Origin of the sequence: Bradyrhizobium sp. S3.3.6, assembly GCF_040546905.1 — a bacterium.
GTDB lineage: Bacteria > Pseudomonadota > Alphaproteobacteria > Rhizobiales > Xanthobacteraceae > Bradyrhizobium > Bradyrhizobium cytisi.
Genome location: NZ_JBEPOT010000002.1, coordinates 811,294 through 835,794, shown reverse-complemented (window position 1 = coordinate 835,794; position 24,501 = coordinate 811,294). Strand labels below are relative to the sequence as shown.

At 63.3% G+C, this 24,501-nt stretch carries 18 protein-coding genes and 1 pseudogene; 14 read left to right on the top strand and 5 right to left on the bottom strand.

The window, feature by feature from the left end:
• Positions 1-117 precede the first annotated feature (117 nt).
• Both ABID59_RS08580 and ABID59_RS08575 read left to right on the top strand, forming a co-directional pair.
• Positions 118-510, top strand: a complete 393-nt coding sequence (locus ABID59_RS08580) for a RidA family protein (RefSeq protein WP_354032764.1) — start codon at positions 118-120, stop codon at positions 508-510.
• A 47-nt stretch (positions 511-557) separates the two neighbouring features.
• Positions 558-1,247: an L-2-amino-thiazoline-4-carboxylic acid hydrolase gene (locus ABID59_RS08575; RefSeq protein WP_354083070.1), complete on the top strand. Its 690-nt coding sequence runs from the start codon at positions 558-560 to the stop codon at positions 1,245-1,247.
• A 277-nt stretch (positions 1,248-1,524) separates the two neighbouring features.
• On the opposite strand, the gene ABID59_RS08570 is transcribed toward ABID59_RS08575, so the two are convergent.
• From ABID59_RS08570 to ABID59_RS08560, 3 genes are read right to left on the bottom strand one after another with little or no spacing between them, the layout of a single operon-like run.
• Positions 1,525-2,553, bottom strand: coding sequence for an ABC transporter permease (locus ABID59_RS08570; RefSeq protein ID WP_354032766.1), 1,029 nt, complete (start codon positions 2,551-2,553; stop codon positions 1,525-1,527).
• A gap of 12 nt (positions 2,554-2,565) precedes the next feature.
• The gene (locus ABID59_RS08565) at positions 2,566-4,068 is read right to left on the bottom strand and encodes a sugar ABC transporter ATP-binding protein (protein ID WP_354083069.1); all 1,503 of its coding nucleotides are present in this window, start codon (positions 4,066-4,068) and stop codon (positions 2,566-2,568) included.
• A gap of 6 nt (positions 4,069-4,074) precedes the next feature.
• Positions 4,075-5,097, bottom strand: coding sequence for a sugar ABC transporter substrate-binding protein (locus ABID59_RS08560; protein WP_148753658.1), 1,023 nt, complete (start codon positions 5,095-5,097; stop codon positions 4,075-4,077).
• Between the two features lie 704 nt (positions 5,098-5,801).
• On the opposite strand from ABID59_RS08560, the gene ABID59_RS08550 reads away from it, so the two are divergent.
• From ABID59_RS08550 to ABID59_RS08515, 8 genes and pseudogenes are all read left to right on the top strand, one after another.
• Entirely contained in the window at positions 5,802-6,173 is a 372-nt protein-coding gene (locus ABID59_RS08550; protein ID WP_354083068.1) for a DUF2946 family protein, read from the top strand.
• Positions 6,174-6,260: 87 nt separating this feature from the next.
• Complete coding sequence (locus ABID59_RS08545) at positions 6,261-8,714, top strand: TonB-dependent receptor (RefSeq protein ID WP_354083067.1); 2,454 nt, start codon at positions 6,261-6,263, stop codon at positions 8,712-8,714.
• 41 nt (positions 8,715-8,755) lie between these two features.
• Positions 8,756-9,280 carry a copper chaperone PCu(A)C gene (locus ABID59_RS08540; protein WP_148753664.1) on the top strand — a complete coding sequence of 175 codons (525 nt, stop codon included), beginning with the start codon at positions 8,756-8,758 and terminating at the stop codon, positions 9,278-9,280.
• Positions 9,281-9,311: 31 nt separating this feature from the next.
• Entirely contained in the window at positions 9,312-9,830 is a 519-nt protein-coding gene (locus ABID59_RS08535; RefSeq protein WP_354032770.1) for a YcnI family copper-binding membrane protein, read from the top strand.
• Positions 9,830-11,390, top strand: a pseudogene (locus ABID59_RS08530) (copper resistance CopC/CopD family protein). Before ABID59_RS08535 ends, ABID59_RS08530 begins: the two are co-directional and overlap by 1 nt.
• Before the next feature lie 146 nt (positions 11,391-11,536).
• Complete coding sequence (gene proS, locus ABID59_RS08525) at positions 11,537-12,856, top strand: proline--tRNA ligase (RefSeq protein ID WP_354083066.1); 1,320 nt, start codon at positions 11,537-11,539, stop codon at positions 12,854-12,856.
• Between the two features lie 73 nt (positions 12,857-12,929).
• Positions 12,930-14,210 (top strand): lipoprotein-releasing ABC transporter permease subunit, encoded by a 1,281-nt coding sequence (locus ABID59_RS08520; protein ID WP_148753668.1) that lies wholly within the window; start codon positions 12,930-12,932, stop codon positions 14,208-14,210.
• Between the two features lie 7 nt (positions 14,211-14,217).
• Complete coding sequence (locus ABID59_RS08515) at positions 14,218-14,919, top strand: ABC transporter ATP-binding protein (RefSeq protein WP_187435133.1); 702 nt, start codon at positions 14,218-14,220, stop codon at positions 14,917-14,919.
• A 130-nt stretch (positions 14,920-15,049) separates the two neighbouring features.
• Here the strand turns inward: ABID59_RS08515 and ABID59_RS08510 are convergent, their stop codons facing one another.
• Entirely contained in the window at positions 15,050-16,129 is a 1,080-nt protein-coding gene (locus tag ABID59_RS08510) for a zinc-binding dehydrogenase (RefSeq protein WP_354083065.1), read from the bottom strand.
• A 108-nt stretch (positions 16,130-16,237) separates the two neighbouring features.
• Between ABID59_RS08510 and ABID59_RS08505 the strand changes: the two genes are divergently transcribed.
• The 4 genes from ABID59_RS08505 to ABID59_RS08490 all read left to right on the top strand — a co-directional run bounded on the left by ABID59_RS08505 (position 16,238) and on the right by ABID59_RS08490 (position 22,925).
• The gene (locus tag ABID59_RS08505) at positions 16,238-17,011 is read left to right on the top strand and encodes a helix-turn-helix transcriptional regulator (protein WP_354083064.1); all 774 of its coding nucleotides are present in this window, start codon (positions 16,238-16,240) and stop codon (positions 17,009-17,011) included.
• Between the two features lie 166 nt (positions 17,012-17,177).
• Positions 17,178-18,302, top strand: a complete 1,125-nt coding sequence (locus ABID59_RS08500) for a serine hydrolase domain-containing protein (RefSeq protein ID WP_354032778.1) — start codon at positions 17,178-17,180, stop codon at positions 18,300-18,302.
• A gap of 58 nt (positions 18,303-18,360) precedes the next feature.
• Complete coding sequence (locus ABID59_RS08495; RefSeq protein WP_354032779.1) at positions 18,361-19,293, top strand: dihydrodipicolinate synthase family protein; 933 nt, start codon at positions 18,361-18,363, stop codon at positions 19,291-19,293.
• Positions 19,294-19,880: 587 nt separating this feature from the next.
• Positions 19,881-22,925 carry an autotransporter family protein gene (locus ABID59_RS08490; protein ID WP_354083063.1) on the top strand — a complete coding sequence of 1,015 codons (3,045 nt, stop codon included), beginning with the start codon at positions 19,881-19,883 and terminating at the stop codon, positions 22,923-22,925.
• Between the two features lie 236 nt (positions 22,926-23,161).
• On the opposite strand, the gene ABID59_RS08485 is transcribed toward ABID59_RS08490, so the two are convergent.
• On the bottom strand, positions 23,162-24,397 hold the full coding sequence (locus ABID59_RS08485) for a hypothetical protein (RefSeq protein ID WP_354032781.1): 1,236 nt from the start codon (positions 24,395-24,397) through the stop codon (positions 23,162-23,164).
• Positions 24,398-24,501: the final 104 nt, after the last annotated feature.

Below are 24,501 nucleotides of genomic sequence, written 5' to 3'. Positions count from 1 at the left end.
TTGACACCGACGGGCCGTGACCTTGCAATAGATTTTCTTGCGCCGAGCTGCAGGAATGATGCTTTGCGCGACGCCGATGCCGCCGGATACGGTCGGCCCGCAATCCGGAGAAAGCCCATGCCCCCAGCTCACATCGTCAGCCACAATCCCGCAACTGTCCATGCTCCCGCCGGCGGCTACAGCATGGGACTCGAATTGAAGCAGCATCGCCGCCTGCTGTTCATCAGCGGCCAGGTCCCCGAGAAATCCGACGGCACCGTGCCCGAGGGTTTCGAGGCGCAATGCGAGCAGGCCTGGCGCAACGTGATCGAGGTGCTCGCCGCGGCCGGCCTTGGCGTCGAGCACCTGGTCAAGGTCACCACGTTCCTGACCGATCGCGATCAGGTCGTGACCAACCGCACCATTCGCGGCAGGGTGCTCGGGGAACACCAGCCCGCGCTGACGGTCGTGATCGTCGAGACCGTCGACAGCAAATGGCTGCTGGAGATCGAGGCGATCGCCGCCGACTGAAGCCGAGTTTGCTGATCGTGCAATGAGCTAATCCTATCAGGTGTCCAATGGCTGAGAACATCCATCCCTTCTACGGGACGCATCGCGACGCCATGGAGGCCGCCATGCGCCATCGACTCGACCTTGCCGATGCGATGTTGCGCGAACGCGCGCATCTCACCGGGATCGACGGGATCAGACGAGAGGTGATGGACGAATTCGAGATCGTGCTCACCCAGATGCCCTATGTCGGCGGTGCGGCAAGCCGCATGAGCGATTTCTTCATGCGTCTGATGGGTTTTATGGCCATCAGTCGGGTCCTGCGACGGCATGGTGTGCCGGTGCCCGTGATCGGCGAGATCGAGCGGGAGACCTACGAGGCGCAATTGCTCGCCGTGTCAGAAGCGGAACGTCTCGCCTCGGGGCGTCAATTCATGTCGTCGGAGAACCAGGCTCTGCTGCGCGAGCAGGCGGCAACAAGCGCGACTGAGAGCCATCAAAAGGATTTTCCGGAAGATTTCGTCTACGACTTCGTCGAGCCGGGTCCGGAAGACACCTTTGAATTCGGTATCAACTACAAGGCTTGCGGCTTCTGCAAACTCGCGGCGCGCCATGGCGACAAGGAAATCCTGCCGAACATCTGCGGGCTCGATTTCGTCGCCTACGCAGCGCGAGGCATTCGCCTGGAAAGAGCACAAACGCTAGCGGGCGGCGCGAGCCATTGCAATTTCCGCTTCTCGCGGCTGTCGTCGGACTAAATGGCTCTCCTGTCTCCACATCGTCATTGCGAGCGCAGCGAAGCAATCCAGAATCTTTCCGCGGCGGCAGTCTGGATTGCTTCGCTCCGCTCGCAATGACGGTGGTCGGGGCACGGTCCTGAGCCCATCGGCACACACCGCGATGATGACATCGTGCTCCTGTTTTGCCCGACGTGTCAAACGCCGTCGCGGCGGGCATTCAAACCGCTCCGCGCCAAATTCCCTAGCAATTTCTACTGTGCATGGGGTTGTTTTTGCGGCTTTGTTTTGGGGCGGTCTAGTCCGCCGCTTTTTCTCGTAAGCGCTGCGCATAGACGTTGATGATCAGCGCCGCCAGCAGGATCACGCCCCGGATCAGGATCTTCAGGAAGCTGTCGATGTTGACGTGGTCGAGGCCGTTGTTGAGAACACCGAGGACGAAAAGCCCAACGATGGTGTTGCCGATGCCGCCGCGGCCGCCGAACAGGCTGGTGCCGCCGACCACGACGGCGGCGATGGAATCGAGCAGGTAGGTGTCGAACTCGTTCTGCTGCGCGCTGCCGAAATGGGCGACGCCGAGCATGCCGCCGATGCCGGAGCAGACCGCGGAGATCACCATGACCGCGCCGAGGATGAGCTTGACGTTGAGGCCGGAATATTCGGCCGCCTCGCGATTGCCCCCGACCATGTAGATGTAGCGGCCAAAGCGCGTGTAGGTCAGCACCAGATGGCCGCCGAGCAGCATGATGGCCGCGACGATCACGATCCAGGGGATGCCGCCGATCGCGCCTGACCCGAGCGTCGTGATCAGGTCCGGCACCTTGTAGGCGATCTGGCCGCGCACCAGCAGCGCCGAGATGCCGGCCGCGATTTGCATCATGGCGAGCGTCATGATGAAGGAGGGGATGCCGATCACGGTCAGCCCCAGCGCGTTGACGAGACCGAGCGCCGCGCAGAGCAGGATCGCGAGCAGGATCGCGGCGGCGCCGGGAAGGGGGATGTTTGGAATGTTGACGTAGGATTCCTGCAGCGTGAAGTAGGCGACTGCGATGCCGGTGACGTTGGCGATGCCGGCGATCGACAGATCGATCTCGGCGCAGAGGATCACGAAGGTGAGACCGACGGCGATGATGCCGGTGACCGACACCTGCGTCAGGATGTTGCCGAGATTGTCGATGGTCGCAAAGGAGGGGCTGGCAAGCGCGAAGAAGCCGGACAGGAAGATCAGCGTCAGGAACGGCGCGATGTTGCGCATCTGCGAGCGCAGGAAGGGCGCAAGGCCTCGTGCGCGCTGTCCCGTCGCTGGAGCCGTCTCACTGCTCACCATGGTGCTTCTCCGTCACGCCGCTTCCAGCAGGCGGTCCTTGCTGACCGGCTCGTTCCTGAATTCCCGCACCACGGCGCCGCGCTTGAGCACGAGGATGCGGTCGGCCAGCGACAGCACCGTCTCCGGCTCGGTCGACAGCACGATGATCGCGAGTCCCCTGGCGCGGAGGTCGCGGACGATGTTGATGACGTCGTTCTTGGCGCCGACATCCATGCCGCGGGTCGGCTCGCACAGCACCAGCAGCTTGGGCGGATAGGTCAGCCATTTTGCCAGCGCGACCTTCTGCTGGTTGCCGCCCGAGAGCATGCCGAGATCGAGGCCGACCACCGGCGGCCTGATCTGCAACTGATCAATCTGGTGCTTCGCGATGTCGCGCTCCTGCGCCGGCTTGAGCAGCAGCGACGAGATGCGGTCCAGAATGCTGATCGAGATGTTCTTGTAGACCGGCTCCTGGTGAAACAGCATGGCGCGCCGGCTTTCGGGCACCAGCGCCACGCCGGCGCGCCGCGCCGCCGCCGTGCTGGTAAATCGCTTTGGCGTGCCGTCGACGGCGAGGGTGCCGGCGTCCGGTTTCAGCTTGCCGAACAGGATGCGGGACAATTCCTGCTGCCCGCAGCCCATGAAGCCGTAGATGCCGAGCACTTCGCCGGCGCGCGCCTCGAACGAGACGTCCTGCAGGCTGCGCGCCAGCGACAGCTTGTCGACCTTCAGCACGACCGAGCTGTCGCTCGGCCGCGGCAGCATCAAATCGTCAGTATAGCTGTGCTCGAGCGCTTCGCCACCGCGGCCGATCATGGCCTCGATCAGCGCGCCCTTGGAGGTCGCGGCGCTCGCGGTCTCCGCGACCTTCCGCCCGTTGCGGAACACGGTCACTGTGTCGGACACGCGAAGAATGTCCTCGATGAAATGCGAGATGAAGACGATGGCCGTGCCTTCTTCCCGCAGCCGCTTGAGCGTTGCGAACAGTCGCTCGACTTCGGGTGGAGAGAGGGCGGAGGTCGGCTCGTCCAGGATGACGATGCGGGCACCGGAGAACAGCACGCGGGCGATCTCGATCAGCTGCTGCAGCCCGATCGGCAGGTCGCCGAGCCGCGACATCGGATCGACGTCGATGCCGAATCGAGCAAGCTGCTCGCCGGCCTCGCGCGCCATGCGCCGCCATTGCACCAGGCCAAGGCGGTTGGTCGGCTGGTTGCCGAGGAAGACGTTCTCCGCGACGGTGAGATCGGGCGCGACGGAGAGCTCCTGATGCACCATGGCGATGCCGGCCGCGTGCGCATCGCGCGCCGAGCGGAAGTGGGTCGCCTGGCCGTCGATCAGGACGCGGCCCGAGAATTCGGTGTGCACGCCGGCGATGATCTTCATCAGCGTGCTTTTTCCAGCGCCGTTCTCGCCGACGAGACCGTGAATCTCGCCGGGAAGAAGCGCGAAGTCGACACCACGAAGCGCTTCGACGCCGCCGAAGCTCTTCGTGATACCCTGGAGTTCCAGGATGGGCGAACGACCCTCAGGCATGGAAGTTCAGATCAGGAAGTGATCCTGCATCCACTGCATGCCGGCGGCATTGGCCTTGGTCACGACCGGGCCGTCGGTGACGACGTTCTTGGGGATGCCCTGGCCGCTCTTCTCGCCACCGGCGACTGCCGCGACACCGGCGATGATCGCGCCGCCATGGATGCGGCAGGACGGATTGCGGACGGTCGCGAACATGCGGCCCTCGCTCACCGCCTGGATCGCCGGCGGCATGGCGTCGACGCCGCCGATCAGGATGTTGGTGCGGTTGTGCGCCTTCATGATGTTGGCGGCAGCGAGCGCCATGTCGTCATTGTGGAAGAACGCCGCGTCTATCTGCGGGTATTTGGTCAGATAGGTTTCCCAGAGCCGCGCGGTCTTGGAGACGTCCCAGTCGGCCGGCTGGGTGTCGAGCACCTCGATGCCAGGGAATTGCTTGACGACGTTGTTGAACCCCTTGGCGCGGCCTTGTGCGCCTGTATGTCCGAGCGCGCCCTGGGTCATGATGATCTTGCCCTTGCCGCCCATCGCATTGCACAGCGCCTGCGTCACCGAGGCGCCCATGAACTCGTTGTCGGGAGCGAGGAAGGAATGGACGTTGATCTGGTCGAGCGGCGCAATCAGCGTGTCCATGTCGATCACCGGCGTGCCGGCGTCGATCATCTTCTGCACCGGCTGGGTGAGGGTGCCGATGCCGAAGGCCTGGATCGCAACAAAGTCCCATTTCTGCGAGGCCATGTTGTCGATCGCCGCGCGCTGTTTCACGGCGTCGAGCTGGCCATCGAACCAGGTGACCTCGACGTTGAACAGCTTGCCCCAGAATTCCGCGGCCTGCTTGCCCTGTGCGCACCACGTCGCCTGAAGGCCGGCGTTGGAGAATGCCGCCTTCAGCGGCTTCTCGGATCGTCCGACTTCGGCTGCCAATGCTGGATTTATGCCCATGCTGCCGAGGATGGCAGTTGCGGCGCCGGCGGTCGCAGCCGCCTGAAGAAGATCGCGCCTCGTCGTCGAGAAATCTTTCGTCCCGGACATCGCTCGCTCCCATATATTTTTGTCGGCGCGTCATTGATTGCGCGACCGATGTTGGAAAGTCTCTCACAATCGAAGAGCTCACGCCACCCAATCCGCTATCGCGCGGATTTCGCCCCAGTCTCGGGATGCTCGCGGAGCAGACGTTGATAGACCAGCGGCGTGAGATCCGGGCCGCGCGATGCCGCGATCTCAAAGCTCTGTTCGATTGGATGAGGCGTTCATCGGCGTGTCGGCCGCTCAAGGCAAAAAAAGAGCGGGGCCCTAGCCCCGCTCAAAAATTGTGTCGACCCTATTATCCCCGATTCTAAGATTTGATCTTGATTGGCGGGGCGACGCTGCATTTTGCGCGCCAGGGGCTCCTCCCGAGACTTGGACCACCAGACTTTGACCTCGCGGCTAGCCTGAGCAAGAGGGATGCTAGATCAACTTTTCTCACTTGTCATCATTTTCGGCAACGATTGTTCAAAATTCGAGCATTTGACGAAATGATCGGGTTATTTGACCCCATAAGTATATGACAAACATAAGAATTCTGTGGACGGACAGGCCGGCGCGGCTGCCTCAAATGCCGGACGTGGCCTCGGAGCGAGGCCGTCCGAGCACATTTTTCGAGAGATCTGCGCCACCCCAACAAGGCGGCCGAAGTGACCTCGACTCGGAGCGGGGGTGGTGTTTAGTTAGCAGACGAATGAATGGTTCGGCGGATGCGCGCTCGGCTGCAAAAATTCCTACCGGTTGTCCTGCTCGCTTTGGTGATGCAGGTGCTGGCGCCGATTGCCGCCTGTTGGGCGGCCGGCCAGGCCGTTGGCGATCCGCTTGGCACCGGCGTTATCTGCCACAGCGTCAGCGAGCAGGGTACTCCGAACGACCAGAACGCGCCGACCGCGCATGCCGGCGCCTGCGCGCTGTGCTGTCTGGCGCAGGCTAACGCATCGTTCGATTCGCCGCTGCACGCGGTGCTCTCCGTCCCCTTCCGCCACGCCGAGCGCGTGGTGTGGCACGAGGCGGATGCGTCCGCTGTCGCTGCCCATAAGGGCTCAAGCGCCCAGGCGCGGGGACCTCCCCACTTTTCCTGACGACCCCTCGTGATCGCCGCGGTTCATCCGTTGGCGATTGATGCTGTCGAATGGCCGGAAGAGAAAGCCGGCGTCAGGAATCCCGAGATGTTACCTCGTCATGCCCGCTGCGGCGTGAGTGTCGTTGCCATTCAGGCTGCGCTGCTCGCCTCATCGAGTGACGTTTTCGCCCAGAGCAGCCCAAAGGAGCTGCCCGCGGTGACCGTCGATGCACCCGCGGCGGTAAAACCCAAGCCGCGCAAGCCGCCGGTGCAAACCGCTGGCGCCAGGAGAAATTTGGCAAAGCCTGCGGTCGAGCGACCGGCCTCGGTCGCGGCTGACCAGGGCACGGGCGGCGTCCGGGCGTCGCTGGATCAGCCGGCGGCGGTAGCCCGCTATCAACTGCCGCAGCGGTCCTTCAGCATCACGGCAAAGCAGGTCGACGAGACCATCAACCTCAAGGACCCCGAAGACGCCGTCAAATACATGCCGAGCCTGTTCGTGCGGAAGCGCAATGACGGTGACAATCAGGCAGTGCTCGCGACGCGAAGTTGGGGCCTGAACTCGAGTGCGCGGACGCTGATCTATTACGATGACCTCCTGATCTCGGCGCTGATCGGCAACAACAACTCCGGCGCCTCGCCGAAATGGAACTTGATCTCTCCCGAGGCGATCGGGCGGGTCGATTTCCTCAACGGTCCGTTCGCGGCCGCCTATCCCGGCAATTCCATCGGCGGTGTTCTGCTGATCACCTCCAAGATGCCGGAAAAGCCGTTTGCGGTGGCCAAGGAAACCGTCTCGGTGATGCCGTGGAATCAATACGGCACCAAAGACACCTATTTAACCAGCCAGACCAGCGCCGCCGCAGGCAATCGCGACGGCAAGCTGTCCTCGCTTGTCAGCGCGAACTATCTCGATAGCTACCAGCAGCCGCTGACATATACGACCAACGCCTCGTTCCCGGCCGGCACGACCGGTGGTTTTGCCGCACTCAACAAGACCGGTGGCGTTGCCAACGTCGTTGGCACCGGCACGCTGGCGCATTCGCAGCAGACTTCCGGCAATCTGCGGCTCGCCTACGACATCACGCCACTGGTGCAGGCGACGTATTCGCTCGGCATCTGGAACAATCACCAAACCTCCGATCCGCAGACCTATCTCAGATCGACCGCAACGGACTTGCCGACGTTCGGCAGCATCAGCAGCTTTGCGAGCAGCAAGTACACCTGGGATCAGCTCCATATGAGCAACGCCGTCTCGCTCAAAAGCGATACCAAGGGCGTATTCGATTTCGACCTTGCCGCGTCGAGCTACAATTATCTCCAGGATACCCTCATCAATCCCTTTACTGTGGTGCCGTCGCCGGGCCTTGGCTATTCGTTGAACGGCAAGGTGACGCGGATGGACGGCACCAACTGGCAGAACGCCGAAGCTAAGGGCATCTGGCGTCCGTTCGGAATCGATGGTCCGCACGAGATCAGCTTCGGCGCGCACGGCGACCGCTACCGGCTCGAGAACCCCGTTTATGCCTCGACCGTCTGGTTCAATGCGCCCTCAGCGGGCAACGGCCAGCTGTATTCGACCGGTGTCGGCGAGACGCGCACTGAAGCTCTCTGGGTACAGGATGCCTGGAAGATCACTCCGATCGTCAAGCTGACGCTCGGTGGACGGCTGGAGAGCTGGCAGGCGGTCGAGGGTTTCAATCTCAACACCACGACGACCAGCGCCGGTGTCGTCACGTCGGCAGTGCCGACGTGGCAGCCGGGCCTGTCCTCGACGAATTTCTCGCCGAAGGCGTCATTGTCGTTCGATCCCAACAAGGACTGGAATGTTACTGCGAATTTCGGTGAAGCCTACCGCTATCCGACGGTGACCGAGCTCTACCAGAACATCAGCGTGGGCGGCGTCACCTATCTCGCCAATCCGCTGCTGTCACCAGAGCAGGACTTCACCGGCGAGCTCAATCTCGAGCGGCGCTGGGCCGATGGGCGGGTGCGGCTCACTGTGTTCGGCGAGCGGACCAACAATGCGCTGATCTCGCAATCGACTACGGTAACGGACGCAAAGGGGGCGCAAACGGTGCAGACAGCGGTCAGCAACGTCGCTGCAATCCGCATGCAGGGAGTCGAATTGTCGGCTGACAAGGACAATGTGGTGGTGAACGGCCTGCAAGTCTTCGGCAGCGTCACTTACGTCGATTCCAGAATCATCTCCGATCCGAACTGGAAGGGACCGACCAGTGTCGTCGGCAAGCGCGTACCTTTCGTGCCTGACTGGCGCGCCAAGTTCGGCGTGACCTATCGGCCGAACGACAGTTGGGCCTATACGGTTGCGGCGCGCTACAGCGGCAAGCAGTATTCGACGCTGGACAACTCGGATATCATCCCGCACGTCTACGGCGCCTTCGATAACTTTTTTGTTGTGGACTTGAAGATCCACTACAACGCGACGAAGAATTTCGCGTTCGACTTCGGCATCGATAATCTCTTCAACGCGCAATACTTCCTGTTCCATCCATTCCCGGGACGAACTTTCGTTCTCGCCGGCAAGTACACGTTCTGACGGGTGGTACCCCCTCAATGGCGACAAGAAAGGCAATCAACATGAACACACTCTCACGCATTTTCGCGCTCGCAGTGCTCTCGGCGGTCGTGATCGCGGTGCCGGTCCGCGCCGAGGACGTCAAGGCGGGCGATCTCGTCATCACCCAGGGCTGGAGCCGGGCGACCCCGAGCGGCGCGAAAGTCGCCGGCGGTTTCCTGACCATCGAGAACAAGGGCACGGCGCCCGACAAGCTCGTCAAAGTGACCGCCGAGATCGCGGGCAAGGCCGAGGTCCACGAAATGACGATGGACAATGGCGTGATGAAGATGCGCCCGCTCGACAAGGGGCTCGTTATCGGGCCGGGCAAGACCGTGAAGCTCGCTCCGGGCGGCTATCATCTGATGCTCCAGGAGCTCAAGGGCCCCTTCAAGGAGGGCGAGAAGGTGGCGGTGACGCTCGAATTCGAGAAGGCCGGTAAGGTCGCCGTCGCGCTCGACGTCCAGGGCGTCGGCGCGCAGGCGCCCGGCGGCGGCGGAAGCATGATGATGAAGAAAATGCCCGACCATTCGGGAATGAAAATGTGACGCGTGTGATCTAAACCCCGGGAGATCGAGCATGTCGAAGACACCCTGGCTGATCCTGATGGCTGCGCTGGCCGCATCGCCTGCGGCGGCACATGTCTATCTGGAAGGCAAGCAGGCCACGGTCGGTGCGTCCTATAAGGCCGTCTTCGCCGTGCCGCACGGCTGCTCCGGCTCGCCGACGGTCAAGATCCGCGTGCAGATCCCCGAAGGAGTCATCGCGGTGAAGCCGATGCCGAAGGCTGGTTGGAACGTTGATGTCGTCGAGGGCCAGTATGCCAGTGCGTACGACTATCACGGCAACAAGCTGACCTCTGGCGTGAAGGAAGTGGTCTGGTCCGGCGGCAAGCTGCCGGACCACAATTACGACGAGTTCGTCGTCAGCAGCTTCCTCACCGACAGCCTGAAGCCCAACACCACGCTGTATTTTCCGGTGGTGCAGGAATGCGAGAAGGGTGTCAGCCGCTGGATCGAAATCCCGGCGGAGGGGGCAGCCTATTCGCATGAGGAAAAGTCGCCGGCGCCCGGCGTGAAGCTGCTGCCCAAGCCGTAATGCGTCGTCTCGCTGCGCTCGCGATGTTGCTCGTCGTCGCCGGCACTTCGACCGGCGCGTCGGCGCATGCGGCGCTGATCTCGGTTGAGCCGGCGAGCGGTAGCATCCTGACGAGCGCGCCAAAGGCGGTGGAATTGCGCTTCAACGAAGCGGTGACGCCGGGCGCGATCCAGTTGATCGATGGCGCGGGCAGGGCGCGCGACGATGCGCGCGTCACGACATCCGGCGAGAGCATTTCGATTGCGATGCCGCCGGACCTGCCGCAGGGCACGGCGGTCGTGAGTTACCGGGTGATCTCGCAGGACGGCCATCCTGTCGCGGGATCGGTGATCTTTTCGGTCGGCGTGCCGACGGCCACGCAGCCTCCGGCCAATGCGGATGGCCGGCTGAACGCGCTGATCTGGCTGTCGCGGATCGGTCTCTATCTCGGGCTGTTTGTCGGTGTCGGCGGCGTATTCTTTGCCCGCTGGATTTCGCGGTCAATGGCGGGGATGGGCGCGCCGCGCGCCGCGCTGCTTGTCGGTCTCCCAAGCGCAATTGTCTCGCTGGGCGTGTTGGGTCTCGATCTCCTTGGCCTGCCGCCGGCAGCACTCGTGACGGCGGCTCCCTGGACCGTCGCATTCGTCACCAGCGCCGGCCCAGCCTTGCTCGTCGCCATTGCGGCGATGCTGCTCGCGCTGATGGCGCTGGGCCGCGCGTGGCATGCGCGCGCTCTTGCGGCGGTCGCGTTCGCTGGCGTCGGCCTGTCGCTCGCCATGACCGGGCACGCCGCAACGGCGCCGCCGGAGGTGCTGACGCGGCCGGCGATCTTCCTCCATGGCCTTGCGGTTGCATTTTGGATCGGCGCGCTGGCGCCGCTAGCAGCGCTGCTGTCGAAGCCGACGCCGGCGGTGCTGCCGCTACTGAACCGCTTCTCGCGCATCGCCATGCCGGTGGTCGCCGCGCTGGCGTTGACCGGGCTCACGCTTGCAATCATCCAGCTCGAAAAGCCGTCAGCGCTGGTCGAGACGAGCTACGGACTCATTCTGTCAGTCAAATTGGCTCTGGTTTTATCCCTGCTTGGGCTCGCCGCGCTCAATCGCACTCGGCTGACGCCGGCGCTGGAAGGACCAAAGGGCCGCGCCCGCGCTCAGGCGCTCGATCCTGTTCGAATGCGGCGTCGCGCTCGGCATCTTTGCCGTCGTCGCCGGTTGGCGCTTCACGCCGCCGCCGCGGACCATCCTCCCGGAGACGCCGCTGGCGATCCACATCCATACCGACAAGGCGATGTTCCAGGTGCTGGTGTCCCCCGGCAAGGCCGGCGTGGACGATTTCGTGCTTCAGCTCATGACCGGCGAGGCGACGCCGCTGAAGGTCAAGGAGGCGACGCTGACGCTCAGCCTGCCCGAGCGCGGTATCGAGCCGATGGAACGCGACGCCGAGCTGGGACCAGACGGCTATTGGCACGTGCGCAAAGTCGAGCTGCCCTTCGCCGGCCGCTGGCATGTGCGGATCGATGCGCTGGTGACCGATTTCGAGAAAGTCACTCTCGAGGACGAGCTCGAGGTCGCGCCGCGTTAAGTCGGCAGGGTTCAACTCGAACCTGAAGTCGACGGAAAAATGACAGGAATTCCGCCGCGTTAGCGGCTTTTCCTCATTCCCGGTCTTGTGTTTTCGCTTCCAATCCGGTTTCACTGCGGGCCACCACTGATTCCCAGAGTCTTGCCATGCGGTTGTCGCGGTTCTTTCTGCCCATCCTGAAGGAAAATCCGAAAGAAGCGGAGATCGTCTCGCATCGGTTGATGCTGCGCGCCGGCATGATCCGGCAGGAGGCGGCCGGCATCTATGCCTGGCTGCCGTTGGGCTTCCGGGTGCTGAAGAAGATCGAACAGATCGTGCGGGAGGAGCAGGATCGCTCCGGCGCGCTGGAACTGTTGATGCCGACGCTCCAGCTCGCCGACCTCTGGCGCGAGAGCGGCCGCTACGACGCCTACGGCCCGGAGATGCTGCGCATCGCCGACCGCCACAAGCGCGAGCTGCTATACGGGCCGACCAACGAGGAAATGGTCACCGAGATTTTTCGCGCTTACGTGAAGTCCTACAAGAACCTGCCGCTGAATCTCTATCATATCCAATGGAAATTCCGCGACGAGCAGCGGCCGCGCTTCGGCGTGATGCGCGGCCGCGAGTTCCTGATGAAGGATGCCTATTCCTTCGACCTCAACGAGGCGGCGGCGCGTATCTCCTACAACAAGATGTTCGTCGCCTATTTGCGCACCTTTGCGCGGATGGGGCTGAAGGCGATCCCGATGCGCGCCGAAACCGGCCCGATCGGCGGCGACCTCAGCCACGAGTTCATCGTGCTCGCCGAAACCGGCGAATCCGGTGTTTTCATCAATCGCGACGTGCTGGACCTGCCGGTGCCGGGCGAGGACGTCGACTATGAGAGCGATCTGACCCCGATCATCAAGCAGTGGACCTCGGTCTATGCCGCGACGGAGGACGTCCACGACGCCGCGCGGTTCGAGCAGGAAGTGCCTGCGGACAAGCGCGTGAACACCCGCGGCATCGAGGTCGGCCAGATCTTCTACTTCGGCACCAAATATTCCGAACCGATGAAGGCGACGGTGGCGGGCCCGGACGGCGTGGACGCGCCGATCCATGGCGGCTCCTACGGCGTCGGCGTCTCGCGCCTGCTCGGTGCCATCATCGAGGCCTGCCATGACGATGCCGGCATCAAATGGCCGGAGGCGGTGGCCCCGTTCCGCGTCTCGATCCTCAATCTCAAGCAGGGCGATGCGGCGGTCGATACGGCCTGCGAGAAGCTCTATGCCGAGCTCCAGGCCAAGGGCGTCGATGTGCTCTATGACGACACCGACCAGCGCGCCGGCGCCAAATTCGCCGCCGCCGACCTGATCGGCATCCCCTGGCAGATCATGATCGGGCCGAAGGGGCTGGCCGACGGCAAGGTCGAGATCAAGAAGCGCAGTGACGGCTCCCGCGAGACGATGTCGCCAGCGGACGCGGTCGCCCGCCTGGTCGGCTGAATATTGTTCATCGCCTGATATCGCGGCCGCCAATCCGGCCACAATTGACCCCGAATCATGGGATTATCGAGCGATGGATGAGACCATGACTGAAACCGTTCAAACCGCGCCGTTCGCGCCCTTCGAGTGGATGCTGTCGGCGCGCTATTTGCGGGCGCGGCGCAAGGAGGGATTCATCTCGGTCATCGCCGGGTTCTCCTTCCTTGGCATCATGCTTGGCGTCGCCACGCTGATCATCGTGATGGCCGTCATGAACGGCTTCCGCAAAGAGCTGCTCGACAAGATCCTGGGGCTGAACGGCCATATCCTGGTCCAGCCGCTGGAATCGCCGCTGACCGACTGGAAGGACGTCGCCGAGCGCATCAGCCAGGTCCAGGGCATCCGGCTGGCTGCCCCCGTGGTCGACGGCCAGGCGCTGGCGTCCTCGCCCTGGAACGCCTCGGGCGTGCTGGTGCGCGGCATCCGCTCCGACGACCTGAATAACCTCACCTCGATCGCCAAGAACATCAAGCAGGGATCGCTCGAGGGGTTTGACGACGGCCAGGGCGTCGCAATCGGCCGGCGGCTCGCCGACCAGCTGTCGCTGCATGCCGGCGACAGCGTGACCTTGGTGGCGCCGAAGGGCGCGGTGACGCCGATGGGCACCACGCCGCGCATAAAACCGTACAAGATCGTGGCCGTGTTCGAGATCGGCATGTCCGAGTACGACCTCGGCTTCGTCTTCATGCCGCTCGCCGAGGCGCAGGCCTATTTCAACCGCAGCAGCGACGTCACCTCGATCGAGGTGTTCACCACCAATCCCGACAAGATCGATTCATTCCGCAAATCGGTGACGGAGGCCGCGGGCCGGCCGGTGTTCCTGGTCGACTGGCGCCAGCGCAACTCGACTTTCTTCAACGCGCTCCAGGTCGAGCGCAACGTGATGTTCCTGATCCTGACCATGATCGTGCTGGTCGCGGCGCTCAACATCGTCTCCGGCCTGATCATGCTGGTGAAGGACAAGGGCAGCGACATTGCGATCCTGCGCACGATGGGGGCCTCGCAAGGCTCGATCATGCGGATCTTCCTGATCACGGGCGCATCCATCGGCGTGGTCGGCACGCTGGTGGGGTTCTTCGTCGGGCTGGTGATCTGCCTCAACATCGAATCCATCCGGCAATTCCTGTCCTGGCTGACCAGCACCGAGCTGTTCTCGCCGGAACTCTACTTCCTGTCGAAGCTGCCCGCCGAGATCGACGTCGGCGAGACCACGGCCGTCGTCGTCATGGCGCTGACGCTGTCGTTCCTGGCGACGCTCTACCCGTCGTGGCGCGCCGCGCGCCTCGATCCGGTCGAAGCGTTGCGGTACGAGTGAGGGCCTGATGGAGCAGCAGGGGGCGGAAGATGTACCGGTCATCTATCTCCACGAGATAAGACGGCAGTACCTGCAGGGCGAGGCGGCGCTGACGATTCTCGACAATGCCAAGCTCGCGCTGTGGGCGGGCCAGTCGGTCGCGCTGGTCGCGCCGTCGGGCTCGGGCAAGTCGACGCTGCTGCACATCGCGGGCCTGCTCGAAGCTCCCGATTCCGGCGAGGTCTATGTCAATGGCGCGCCGACCTCGCAACTGCCCGACATTGAGCGCACCCAGCTGCGCCGCACCGATATCGGCTTCGTCTACCAGTCGCACCGGCTGCTGCCGGAATTCTCGGCGCTGGAGAACGTGATGATGCCGCAGATGATCCGCGGCCTGAAGAAGTCCGAGAGCGTCAAGCGCGCCAAGGAGATCCTTGGCTATCTCGGCCTCGGCGACCGCATCACCCATCGTCCGGCGGAGCTGTCGGGCGGCGAGCAGCAGCGCGTCGCAATTGCGCGCGCCGTCGCCAACGCACCGCGGGTGCTGTTCGCGGACGAGCCGACCGGCAACCTCGATCCGCACACCGCCGACCACGTGTTCCAGGCCCTGATGCAGCTGGTCAAGGCAACCAAGGTCTCGATGCTGATCGCGACCCACAACATGGAGCTCGCCGGCCGCATGGACCGGCGCGTGTCGCTGGCCGACGGCCAGGTCGTCGAGCTCGAATAAAGAAAACGTGAAAACAACCCCATGCACAGTAGACGGCCGCGGCCGGCCACGATCGGGGTGACGTGTTCCAGTTGCTTGATCGATCAGGCAAACCCGCCGCAGCAGCGCATTGCCGCAGTGGGCAGGCAATTTACGGCCTGATCACCGTCAATTTGAACGGTCCGCCATTGGCGGCGGCGTGGGCCACGGCCTCATTGACGTGGTCGAGGTCGAAATCCGTCGTCACATATTCGTCGAGCCGCAGCAGCCCGGCGCGCACCAACCCGATCAGACGCGTTGCCGCATCCGGCGGATACATCCAGACGCCATGAATGGAGATGCAGTTGCGCATGAGCCAGGGGTAGGGCAGCTCGAGGCCCGGCCCCCCCGCCATGCCGACGCCGCCCATCAGCACGACGCGGCCATAGGCGCGCACCGTCATGACCGCCGCCCGCACCACGCGCGTGCTGACCGAGGGCGGCATGATGTCGAGCACGCAGTCGATCGGCCCGGGCGCGGCGCGCTTCATCGCCTCGCGGTCGTCGTCCTCGTTGCCGGTGAGCCTGACCGGCTTCACCCGCGCGCCGAAGCGGCGGACAAGGTCGGCCAGGATTTTCTCGTTGCGGCCGGGCGTCACCACGCAGGCCGCGCCCATCGCGAGCGCGACGGAGACGGCGGCGCTGCCGAAATTGCCGGTGGCCCCGCTCACCAGCACGGTCTCGCCTGCTTGCAGGTTTGCGGCAAGAAAGCCGCCATAGGGCACCAGCGCCGTTCCGAGCGCGCACCATTGCGAGGCTTCTTCGGACGTGATCGCGCCAAGGCGCTTCACGTTCTCGGTCGGCACCCGCATCTGCTCGGCATACGAGCCGTGGCGAAAATGCTGCTGCAGGCGCATGCCGCCGGGGCCGGCTGCCGTGAGTCCCTGCAGGGCAATATCGGGCGCCACGACATCGTCGCGCGACCGCACCGTCGGGTCGCAGAACACCCAGTCGCCAATGCTGAGCCTGGTTGCGTCCGGACCGATCGCGCGTACCCGGCCGATGCCGCCGGGGCCGGGGATGATCGGCAGCTCGAGCGCATAATTGCGCTCACCGCTGAAGACCTCGTTCATGTAGGACAGGACGCGCGTGGCGACGACGTCGACGATGACCTCGCCGGTGCCGAGCACCGGGTCCGGAGCAGTCTCGATCACCAGCGGCGATCCGAAGGATTTGAGTACGGCAGCTTTCATGTCTTCACCTCAAGGTCGGGTGACACCCGTATGCGACGCCCTTGAAGGGATAGGAAGGCCTGGTATTATCCTAGTATTCCCAAAGCCCTCCATTCCCGGGAGCATGCCATGGCCGATCCACGTCGCGTCGAATTCGGCGATTTCCTCCGCTCCCGCCGCGAGAAGCTGACGCCGAAGGCCGTCGGTCTTCCCGCAGGCCAGCGGCGGCGCACCGCGGGGCTCCGCCGCGAGGAGGTCGCCCAGCTCGCCGGCATCGGCGTCGACTGGTACATCCGCCTCGAGCAGGGCCGCACCGTCAGCCCGTCGGTCACCACCGTTGACGCGCTGGCGCGTGCACTGCGCCTCAGCAAGACCGAGCATGCGCACCTCAAGGACCTCGCGCGCGACGGCGCGAGGGGTGCATTCACCCGCGAGATGGTGCCGCCGCCGATTCTGCGCCTGGTTGAGAGCCTGCCGCATCCGGCCTACATCACCGGGCGACGCTGGGATGTGTTGGCCTGGAACGAAGCCGCCGAGGAGATCTTTGCGTTCGGCCGGTTGCCGGAGCAGGATCGCAACACGCTGCTGCTGATGATGACCAACAAGCGCACGCGAAAATCCTACGGCGCGGGCTGGGCCGAAGTCGCCAAGCGCATGGTCGCGATGTTTCGCGCCACCCACGACGTCTGGGCCGGCGATCCCGCGTTTGCGGAATTGCTGACGCGGTTGCGCCAAGGCAGTCCCGAATTCGTCAAATGGTGGGGCGCGCACGAGGTGCACGGCACCTTGTCGGGCCGCAAGACCATGACCCATCCGACCAAGGGCGTGCTGCACTTCGAGCACACGAGCTTTCAGGCCAATGACGATCCCGCGCTGAAGCTCGTGATTTACACGCCGGTGTGAGGACGAATGTCGCAAAGTGCCTGCAGGCAGCGGAGATCGCGCACCATCATTGCGGCCAACGCAAATTAATGTTACAATTCGTAGCATTGGCTCGCGGTGGAAAGCGAGGTCGGCGAGGGATCGGATGAGGCGTCGGCAATTCATTTCGCTTCTCGGCGGAGCTGCCTTGGCGCCAATCGCCGGGCCTTCGGTCTGCGCTGACCCACCGGCCAATTGTGCCGCTCCGGCGAAGCGTGATGACGGCTGGTCTGTTCCGTCCGCCAATGGAGACAATGACGTCGACCAGGCCGCGCTGTGCAGGATGACCGATCGACTCGAAAGCTCCGGCTCTAACATCCATGCCGTGCTGGTCGCTCGCCACGGTCGACTGGCGTTCGAGCGATACTTCAAAGGATCTGATGAGGTCCCCAGTCGCATCTTCGGCGTCCGGGTCAGGGACATCAGCTTCGACGCCGATACACTGCATAATCTGAAATCGTGCTCAAAGAGCGTCGCGTCGCTGGTCGTCGGGATCGCGATCGACCAGGGCCTCATCCGAAGCCTCGACGAACCGGTCTTCAGCTTCTTCCCCGAATTGTTCGACCTGCGGTCCCCGGACAAGGATCGCATCCTGCTCTCACACGTGCTCACCATGTCGATGGGCCTGAAGTGGGTGGAGGCAACTCCGGCGACAGGTGACGACAACGACGAAGTGCGCATGCACATGGCGCAGGATGCCTGTCGCTACGTCCTTGGCCTTCCCGCAACTGCACCGGCCGGGCAGGGGTTCTTCTACAACACCGGCGCGCTTGCGCTGCTCTCGGCGATCGTCCGCAAGGCCACCGGCCGTCCGCTTGATGAATTTGCGCGCACCATGCTGTTCGATCCTCTCGGCATCACCGAATTCGAGTGGGGCCGGTTCAAAGGCGACAGCGACGCCGGCGGGGGATTGCGCCTGCGACCGCGCGACATGGCGAAGATCGGCCAACTCGTCCTCGCGGGCGGTCGCTGGAACGATCGGCAAGTCGTTTCCAAGGCATGGATCGAGGCGTCGACCACAATGAAGCTCAAGGCGACCGACGGTCAGTCCTATGGATATTTATGGTGGCTGCGGAGCTCCCGGCTCAATGGGCGTGTTGTCCAATCGATCGCCGCGCAGGGCCGAGGTGGCCAGTCGATCCGCATCGTCCCGGAGCTCGATCTCGTCGTCGCGGTGACCGCGGGATACTATCAAGACTATAGCCCTGAAACTTTCAAATTGCAGTACGGCGTGTTCAGGGAGGTCTTGCAGGCGATCTCGCCTCCGGTGTAAGGCCCCGCGAACCGGCAGCGGAATCGCTGCCTCATTCGCCACTGTCTGGAGCTTGCTTGTGACAATCGCGCTGAAGGGCATCATTCCCGTGATGCTGACGCCATTCACCGAGGCGAACACGATCGACTATTCCGGCCTCGAAAGGCTGATCGAGTGGTATATCGCCAACGGTGCCGACGCATTGTTCGCGGTCGCTCAGTCCAGCGAGATGCAGTTCCTGACGCTGGACGAACGTGTCGAGCTGGCGCGATTTGTCGCCCGGACGGCTGCCGGCCGGCTTCCCGTCATCGCATCCGGCCATATCAGCGAATCCAGGGAAGACCAGCTCACCGAGCTGACATCGATCGCGAAGACGGGCGTCGACGGATTGGTTCTGGTGACCAACCGTCTCGCGTCCCTCGATCCGACGCGGACGATCTTCACCGACAATTTGACCTGGCTGCTCGACCGGCTGCCCAGGGAAATGACCCTCGGTCTTTATGAATGCCCGGCGCCATTTCGCCGGCTTCTCTCCGACGATGAGCTGGCCTTTTGTGCCGACAGCGGCCGTTTCGCGATTCTCAAGGACGTCTCGTGTGATCTCGCGACCGTGCAGCGCCGGGTCAAGCTGACGAACGGCTCGCCGCTGACGATCGTCAACGCCAATGCCGCGATCGCCTTCGACGCGATGAAATCGGGGGCGCCGGGGTTTACCGGTGTGTTCACGAATTTCCATCCCGATCTCTACAAGTGGTTGCTGACCCGGCACACGAAGCATCCGTCGCTGGCGAACGAGCTGTCGGTCTATCTCGCGCTTGCCGCGATGGCTGAGCCGATGGGCTATCCAAAACTGGCCAAGCTCTATCATCAGCGGCTCGGCACCTTTTCCCGTATCGAGAGCCGGGCGGTCGATTTCGACATTCGCGAGCGCTTCTGGGCGCTCGATGCGCTGATCGACAAGATCGTCGAGGGACAGGAGTCGTTCCGCGCGAAGATAGCAGCGGCAGGCTGAGCACGACGCATATGACGATCCGGGCGGCGCCAAAACAGCGGCGCCGGGGGGCTTGCGGCGGCCAATGACGATCCCGCGCTGAAGCTCGTGATCTACACGCCGGTGTAGCCGCAGAAGCGGTTCCCGCGTGGCAGCGCAAGAGGAGGCAGCAACTCTTCCTGCAGAACACAGGGTGCGCGACAGGTGCGAACATGCTCGCGCGTGGAATGCCCATTATTCGTGCTGGAGGCACGGTGAGGCCAATCGCTGCTCCGCCGCACATGGAACCGTATGCGGCTGGCGTGCATGCGCTAAAAACTTCCAATGCAACCGTGGCCTGTCGTGGTGCCGATGATCGATGGACGAGAGCGCAACGGTGCATGACCCCGATCGAGTTCGACGATTGATCTGTGACTCTCTCGCCACGCTCGGCATCAAAGTCTCAACCAAGCCATTTCGGTCACAATCGCGGCGCGATCCGGCGGAAGAGTGAGCATCATGATTTGCAAGGTTAAATTGCATTAAAATCTAGCGTTCCTCGCCAGAACGGCGGCCCCGCTTTTTCAATTTGTCGCTTAGCGACTGTTGGATAGGGAAGGGATTGCCCGATGAAGCATCTGACTGGCTCGGCATTGCGCACGAGCTCCACCGATTGCGTCGTTTCGCCACAGCGTGCAAACGGGTTCGCAAGGGTTTTACCGACAGCCTCCGTCAACGACACGCGTAAGAGGACCGAGTCTCAGAATATCCCGGGCAACATCCGCAGGTTCGGTCTGGCTGCCATCGCCATGATCGCCTCGGGGGTGGTGGTTGATACGGCTTCGGCTCAATCTTGTACCGTGGCACCCGATTCGACCGTCACGCTTACATCCGGAAATTGCGCAATCGACGCGAACACCACGCTGACCGGGACGCCGGACGTTCACGCCAGCACAAGCGCGTCCATCACCACCAACAACGTGACCATAAACCCGTTCAATGGCGGGAGCGTTGGCGGGCTTGCCGATACGAATGGCACGATCATCTTCAGCCCAGGATCCAGCATCAATGGCAATTGGAGCATCGGGGCTTCAGCGCAGAGCGGCGGGCAAATCATTTTTTTACCGGGGTCGGCGATCAATCCCGCCTTCGGGGGAGGTGGCACTGCACTCCTGGCCGATGGCACCGGCACAAGGATCAGCTCGACGGGGCTGAGCGTGAGCCTGAACAGTGGCGGCAATAACGTGGCGGCCAGAGCCACGAACGGCGCCTCCATCGATCTCGCGAACGATACGATCAGCTATGCCGCCGGCGGCGGTGGCAATACCGGATTGTGGGCGACCGGTACGGGTAGCCTGATCGCTTCGACCGGAACCAGCATTTCGATGCCTGGCGGAGGGGGAGGCGACATCGGTGTTCGAGCGGATGGCGGCGCGGCGGTCTCGCTGAACCAGACCACCGTCACCTTAGAAGGCAATGGCGGCGGCGAGACCGGCTTGCTGGCGCAGTCGGCGGGAAGCACGATCACCGCGACCAACAGTGCAATCACCGTGTCCGGAGGCGGTGGCGATGTCGGCGCGAAAGCATTGGACGGTGGAGCGATTTCGCTGACTGGAGGCAGCGTCGCAGCAACCGGTAGCGGCGGCGGCGAAATCGGCATGCAGTCCAGCGGCGCCGGCAGCACACTCACTGCGTCCGGCGCGGTCGTGACTGTTCCAACCAGCGAAAACGGACGTGGTGTTCAGGCCGACAATTCGGGAAGCATGGCGCTCACCGGTGGTACCACCGTGACCACATCCGGCGCGGGCACCCACGCCGCCGGCGTCACGACGGGCGGCGTCTTGAGCATGAGCGGCGGTTCGCTGACGGCGAATGGGAGCGGGGCCAACGCACTCAACGTGAGTGGTGGCGATGTGACGCTCTCCGGCGTGGTCATGACGAGCCCGAACGGCGCCTCGATCGCAGCGCCTGGTGGCACGAACAATCTGAGTTTCACCGGTGTGACGGCGACAGTCAACAACGGTCAATGGCTGACCGTGAGCGGCGGCGCGGCATTCAACCTCGTTGCCGACAGTTCGAGTTTTCAGGGGACCGCGACCACCGACGGCGGCAGCACTTCAACCGTCACGCTTCAGAACAATTCACTCTGGACGATGACGGGGAATTCCAATCTCACCAACCTGACCAATGCCTCGAGCTTGATCCAGTTCACACCTCCGGGCAGCGACCCGACGCAACTATCCAGCTACAAGACGCTCACCGTAGTGAACTATGTCGGCCAGGGCGGCAGGCTCGGTCTGAACACATATCTAGGAACGGATGGTTCACCGTCGGACAGGCTCGTCATCGATGGCGGTAACGCGAGCGGCCACTCCTTCTTGCGGATATCGAACACCACCGGCGCCGGCGCGCTCACCAGCGGGAATGGCATCCTTGTCGTCGACGCGATCAACGGTGGGACCACAGACCCTGGATCGTTCAATTTGTCGCGTCCGGTTTTGGCCGGGCCCTATCGATACTCATTGTTCAGATCGAGCGTGGACGCCAGCAATCCGCAGGCCTGGTATTTGCGCTCGGCGCTCGATTGCACTGCTCATCCGAACTTGCGCATCTGTGGCGGCGGCGGCGGCGGCGGTGGCGGTGGCGGTGGCGGCGGCGGTGGTGGTGGTGGTGGCGGCGGCGTTCTTCCGGATTATCGGGAAGAGACGTCGCTCTATGCGGCAATCCCGTCGATGACGCTGCTGTATGGGCGCAGTCTGCTCGACTCGCTTCACGAGCGCGTCGGCGACGAAGAAGACGAGCGCGCCCGTGTCAATCCCGAGAACGCGAAGGTTGGTTGGGCTCGCATGATCGGGGTCAATGGCGTGCACCAAGGCGATAGTCTCGGCGTGCTTGGCGGCTCGGCCGGCCCACATTTCTCGTACAATTTCCAGGCGGTGCAGGGCGGCATGGATTTCTACCGGCATGACCGTCCCGATGGTTCGCGCGATCAGGCGGGGGCCTATTTTGCGATTGGCGGTGCCCAGGGGCGGGTTGCTCACTTCGATGGTGAAATGGGCAGCAGCGACTTCGCGGCCTACACGCTCGGCGGCTACTGGACGCATTTCGGGTCGACCGGCTGGTACACTGACGCAATCGTGCAAGGCACCTTCTACGACATTCGCAGCGTGGGTGATTACTCGGGGATTCCGGCGCTCAAGACCGGTGCCCAGGGCGGAGCGGTGTCGTTCGAGGGCGGATATCCGTTCAAGCTTGGAAATGGATATTTCATCGAACCGCAAGCGCAACTGGTCTATCAGAACATCCATATCAACGACGCGAGCGACATCGCTGCCCAAGTCCGCTTTACGGACGTCAATTCGCTCGCCGCCCGCGTCGGCGCCCGGTTTGGCCGGACTTGGGCGATCGATGATAGTGCGCGCACTGTCACAGCCTGGATACGTCCAAATCTCTGGAACGAGTTTCTCGGCAATCCGACAACCCTGTTCTCCTCCGAGACGGGCTTCGTCCCATTTCACGCAGACCTCGGCGGTCTTTGGGGAGAGATCAACGCCGGCATAAGCGGGCAGATCGATACGACGACGACACTCTACGCCAATGCGTCATACCAGAGCCGCTTTGACGGAGGTGAGTTTGCCTACAACGGAAAGGTTGGACTCCGGATCAACTGGTGACCGTAGGCCGGAATTCGCCCGAAGCCTCAGACGACGTTTGGGACGGTCAATTTCGACTACTTCGAAGATCACGATCCCACTTTGCGCAAGCCGAACGCGTGTACACGCGTTCGGAACAGGCCTTGGTATAGCTGAGCGGCCGGACGTCAGTTTGCGAAAATGGCGGTTGCGAATGCCAACTTGAAATGTCGAGGGTGAAGGGGAGCAATCCTCGCGTCAGCGCGACGGGCCCATGGCTAACTGCCGCGCCTCGGTGGCGGAATGGCTGGCCAGGGGTTGACCGGGCCGGTCGTTGCCGGCGGGCACGATGCCACCAACAGCGTCCACACCGGCGCCAGGCCCGTCACGTCGATGTCGAACTTTGCCATCTCCGCCTTTCCGTCCGGCATCGGCTTGCTCTCGCGGACTTGCAGGGTGCGGGATGTCAGCATCGTCTTGACCATGTCGGGATCGACGGCGCCGCTCCACATCTCGTACTTCGTGGCTCGCACGAGAGGCCCGCCGGTCTCCCTGGTCGCATCGGCGCCGACCGTCATCGTGATCGTACTCTTGCCGGTCGCCGCGTCGTCGATTTCGGCCGCGAACATCAGCGGCACGCGATTCTTGCTTTCGCAGAACAGGCGCCATTCCATCGTCCGGAATGAAGGATCGTTCTCCGTTTTCAGCACCGCGAACTTGCTGACGTAGGGCCACGTTCCCTTCTCCAGCCGCCACATTGTCTCGGCAAGCGGTCGTGTGTCGATCCCGAACCGATACAGTTCGGCGCGCGTCAGCAGATGCAGATTTTCGAACTTCACGGTGTGGATCAGATCATCAAGCTCGCGGCTGATCCCCATGGCGGCAATGTAGGCGGTGCGATCGCGGTCGGCGGTTGCCGTGCGCTGCTGCCTGAGCTCGGCGAGCAGTCCCGGAGGCGGATGGCCGTGTATGGCGAGGACGAGCCTGGAGTTATGGACCGCCAGCGCGGCGTCGGGTGCCACCTCGCGCGACGTCGCGCCGAGAAACAGGTAACCGCAGGCCGAGTTGCACATCGCATGGTAGGTGGTGAGCTCGGCCTCGATCTCGCCACCTGCGTTCTTCGTCTTCAGGCATGCAGCGTCCACCTGCGTGCCCGCGGCACATGCCGTCGCGATGGTCTGGCCGACCCGCGCCACCGCCTTGCGGCTGCGCAACAGCCGCCCGATGACGTAGGACTGCTCCACATTGCCGCCGGGCGAATGAAGGTAGATCGGACGTTGCGCGTCCTTGACGCCGGCGAGGAAGCGGCGGACGCGGGACGCAGCGTCATTATCGACCTGGCCCTCGATCGCGATCCAGCGGTTGCAGCCCGGCCCGCACGCGTCTGCGGGCCCTTTGGCAAGGTAGATCGTCAGCCTGGCGGCAAATCCAGCCTTCTCGGCCGGTGTCTGTTCTGCACGCAATGCGCCGGGAATCGTCAGCGAGGCTACGAGAAGCAGAATACGGGCAAGCATCTAATGAGCAGACCGGACGGGAAAGGACACGCGCCAACGCTACAGGATGATCGGAGTGGTCACAACTTTTAGTGGCACTCCCGCGTGCGGAGGTGGGTCCGCCG

Excerpts from the sequence above, each read along its gene's own strand:
- ABID59_RS08545 (WP_354083067.1), top strand. The coding sequence starts at position 6,261 with ATGTTACCTCGTCATGCCCGCTGCGGCGTGAGTGTCGTTGCCATTCAG.
- ABID59_RS08535 (WP_354032770.1), top strand. The coding sequence starts at position 9,312 with ATGTCGAAGACACCCTGGCTGATCCTGATGGCTGCGCTGGCCGCATCG.
- ABID59_RS08575 (WP_354083070.1), top strand. The coding sequence starts at position 558 with ATGGCTGAGAACATCCATCCCTTCTACGGGACGCATCGCGACGCCATG.
- ABID59_RS08540 (WP_148753664.1), top strand. The coding sequence starts at position 8,756 with ATGAACACACTCTCACGCATTTTCGCGCTCGCAGTGCTCTCGGCGGTC.
- ABID59_RS08550 (WP_354083068.1), top strand. The coding sequence starts at position 5,802 with ATGCGCGCTCGGCTGCAAAAATTCCTACCGGTTGTCCTGCTCGCTTTG.
- ABID59_RS08560 (WP_148753658.1), bottom strand. The coding sequence starts at position 5,097 with ATGTCCGGGACGAAAGATTTCTCGACGACGAGGCGCGATCTTCTTCAG.
- ABID59_RS08570 (WP_354032766.1), bottom strand. The coding sequence starts at position 2,553 with ATGGTGAGCAGTGAGACGGCTCCAGCGACGGGACAGCGCGCACGAGGC.
- ABID59_RS08510 (WP_354083065.1), bottom strand. The coding sequence starts at position 16,129 with ATGAAAGCTGCCGTACTCAAATCCTTCGGATCGCCGCTGGTGATCGAG.
- ABID59_RS08515 (WP_187435133.1), top strand. The coding sequence starts at position 14,218 with ATGGAGCAGCAGGGGGCGGAAGATGTACCGGTCATCTATCTCCACGAG.
- ABID59_RS08580 (WP_354032764.1), top strand. The coding sequence starts at position 118 with ATGCCCCCAGCTCACATCGTCAGCCACAATCCCGCAACTGTCCATGCT.
- ABID59_RS08520 (WP_148753668.1), top strand. The coding sequence starts at position 12,930 with ATGGATGAGACCATGACTGAAACCGTTCAAACCGCGCCGTTCGCGCCC.
- ABID59_RS08485 (WP_354032781.1), bottom strand. The coding sequence starts at position 24,397 with ATGCTTGCCCGTATTCTGCTTCTCGTAGCCTCGCTGACGATTCCCGGC.
- proS (WP_354083066.1), top strand. The coding sequence starts at position 11,537 with ATGCGGTTGTCGCGGTTCTTTCTGCCCATCCTGAAGGAAAATCCGAAA.
- ABID59_RS08490 (WP_354083063.1), top strand. The coding sequence starts at position 19,881 with ATGAAGCATCTGACTGGCTCGGCATTGCGCACGAGCTCCACCGATTGC.
- ABID59_RS08505 (WP_354083064.1), top strand. The coding sequence starts at position 16,238 with ATGGCCGATCCACGTCGCGTCGAATTCGGCGATTTCCTCCGCTCCCGC.
- ABID59_RS08565 (WP_354083069.1), bottom strand. The coding sequence starts at position 4,068 with ATGCCTGAGGGTCGTTCGCCCATCCTGGAACTCCAGGGTATCACGAAG.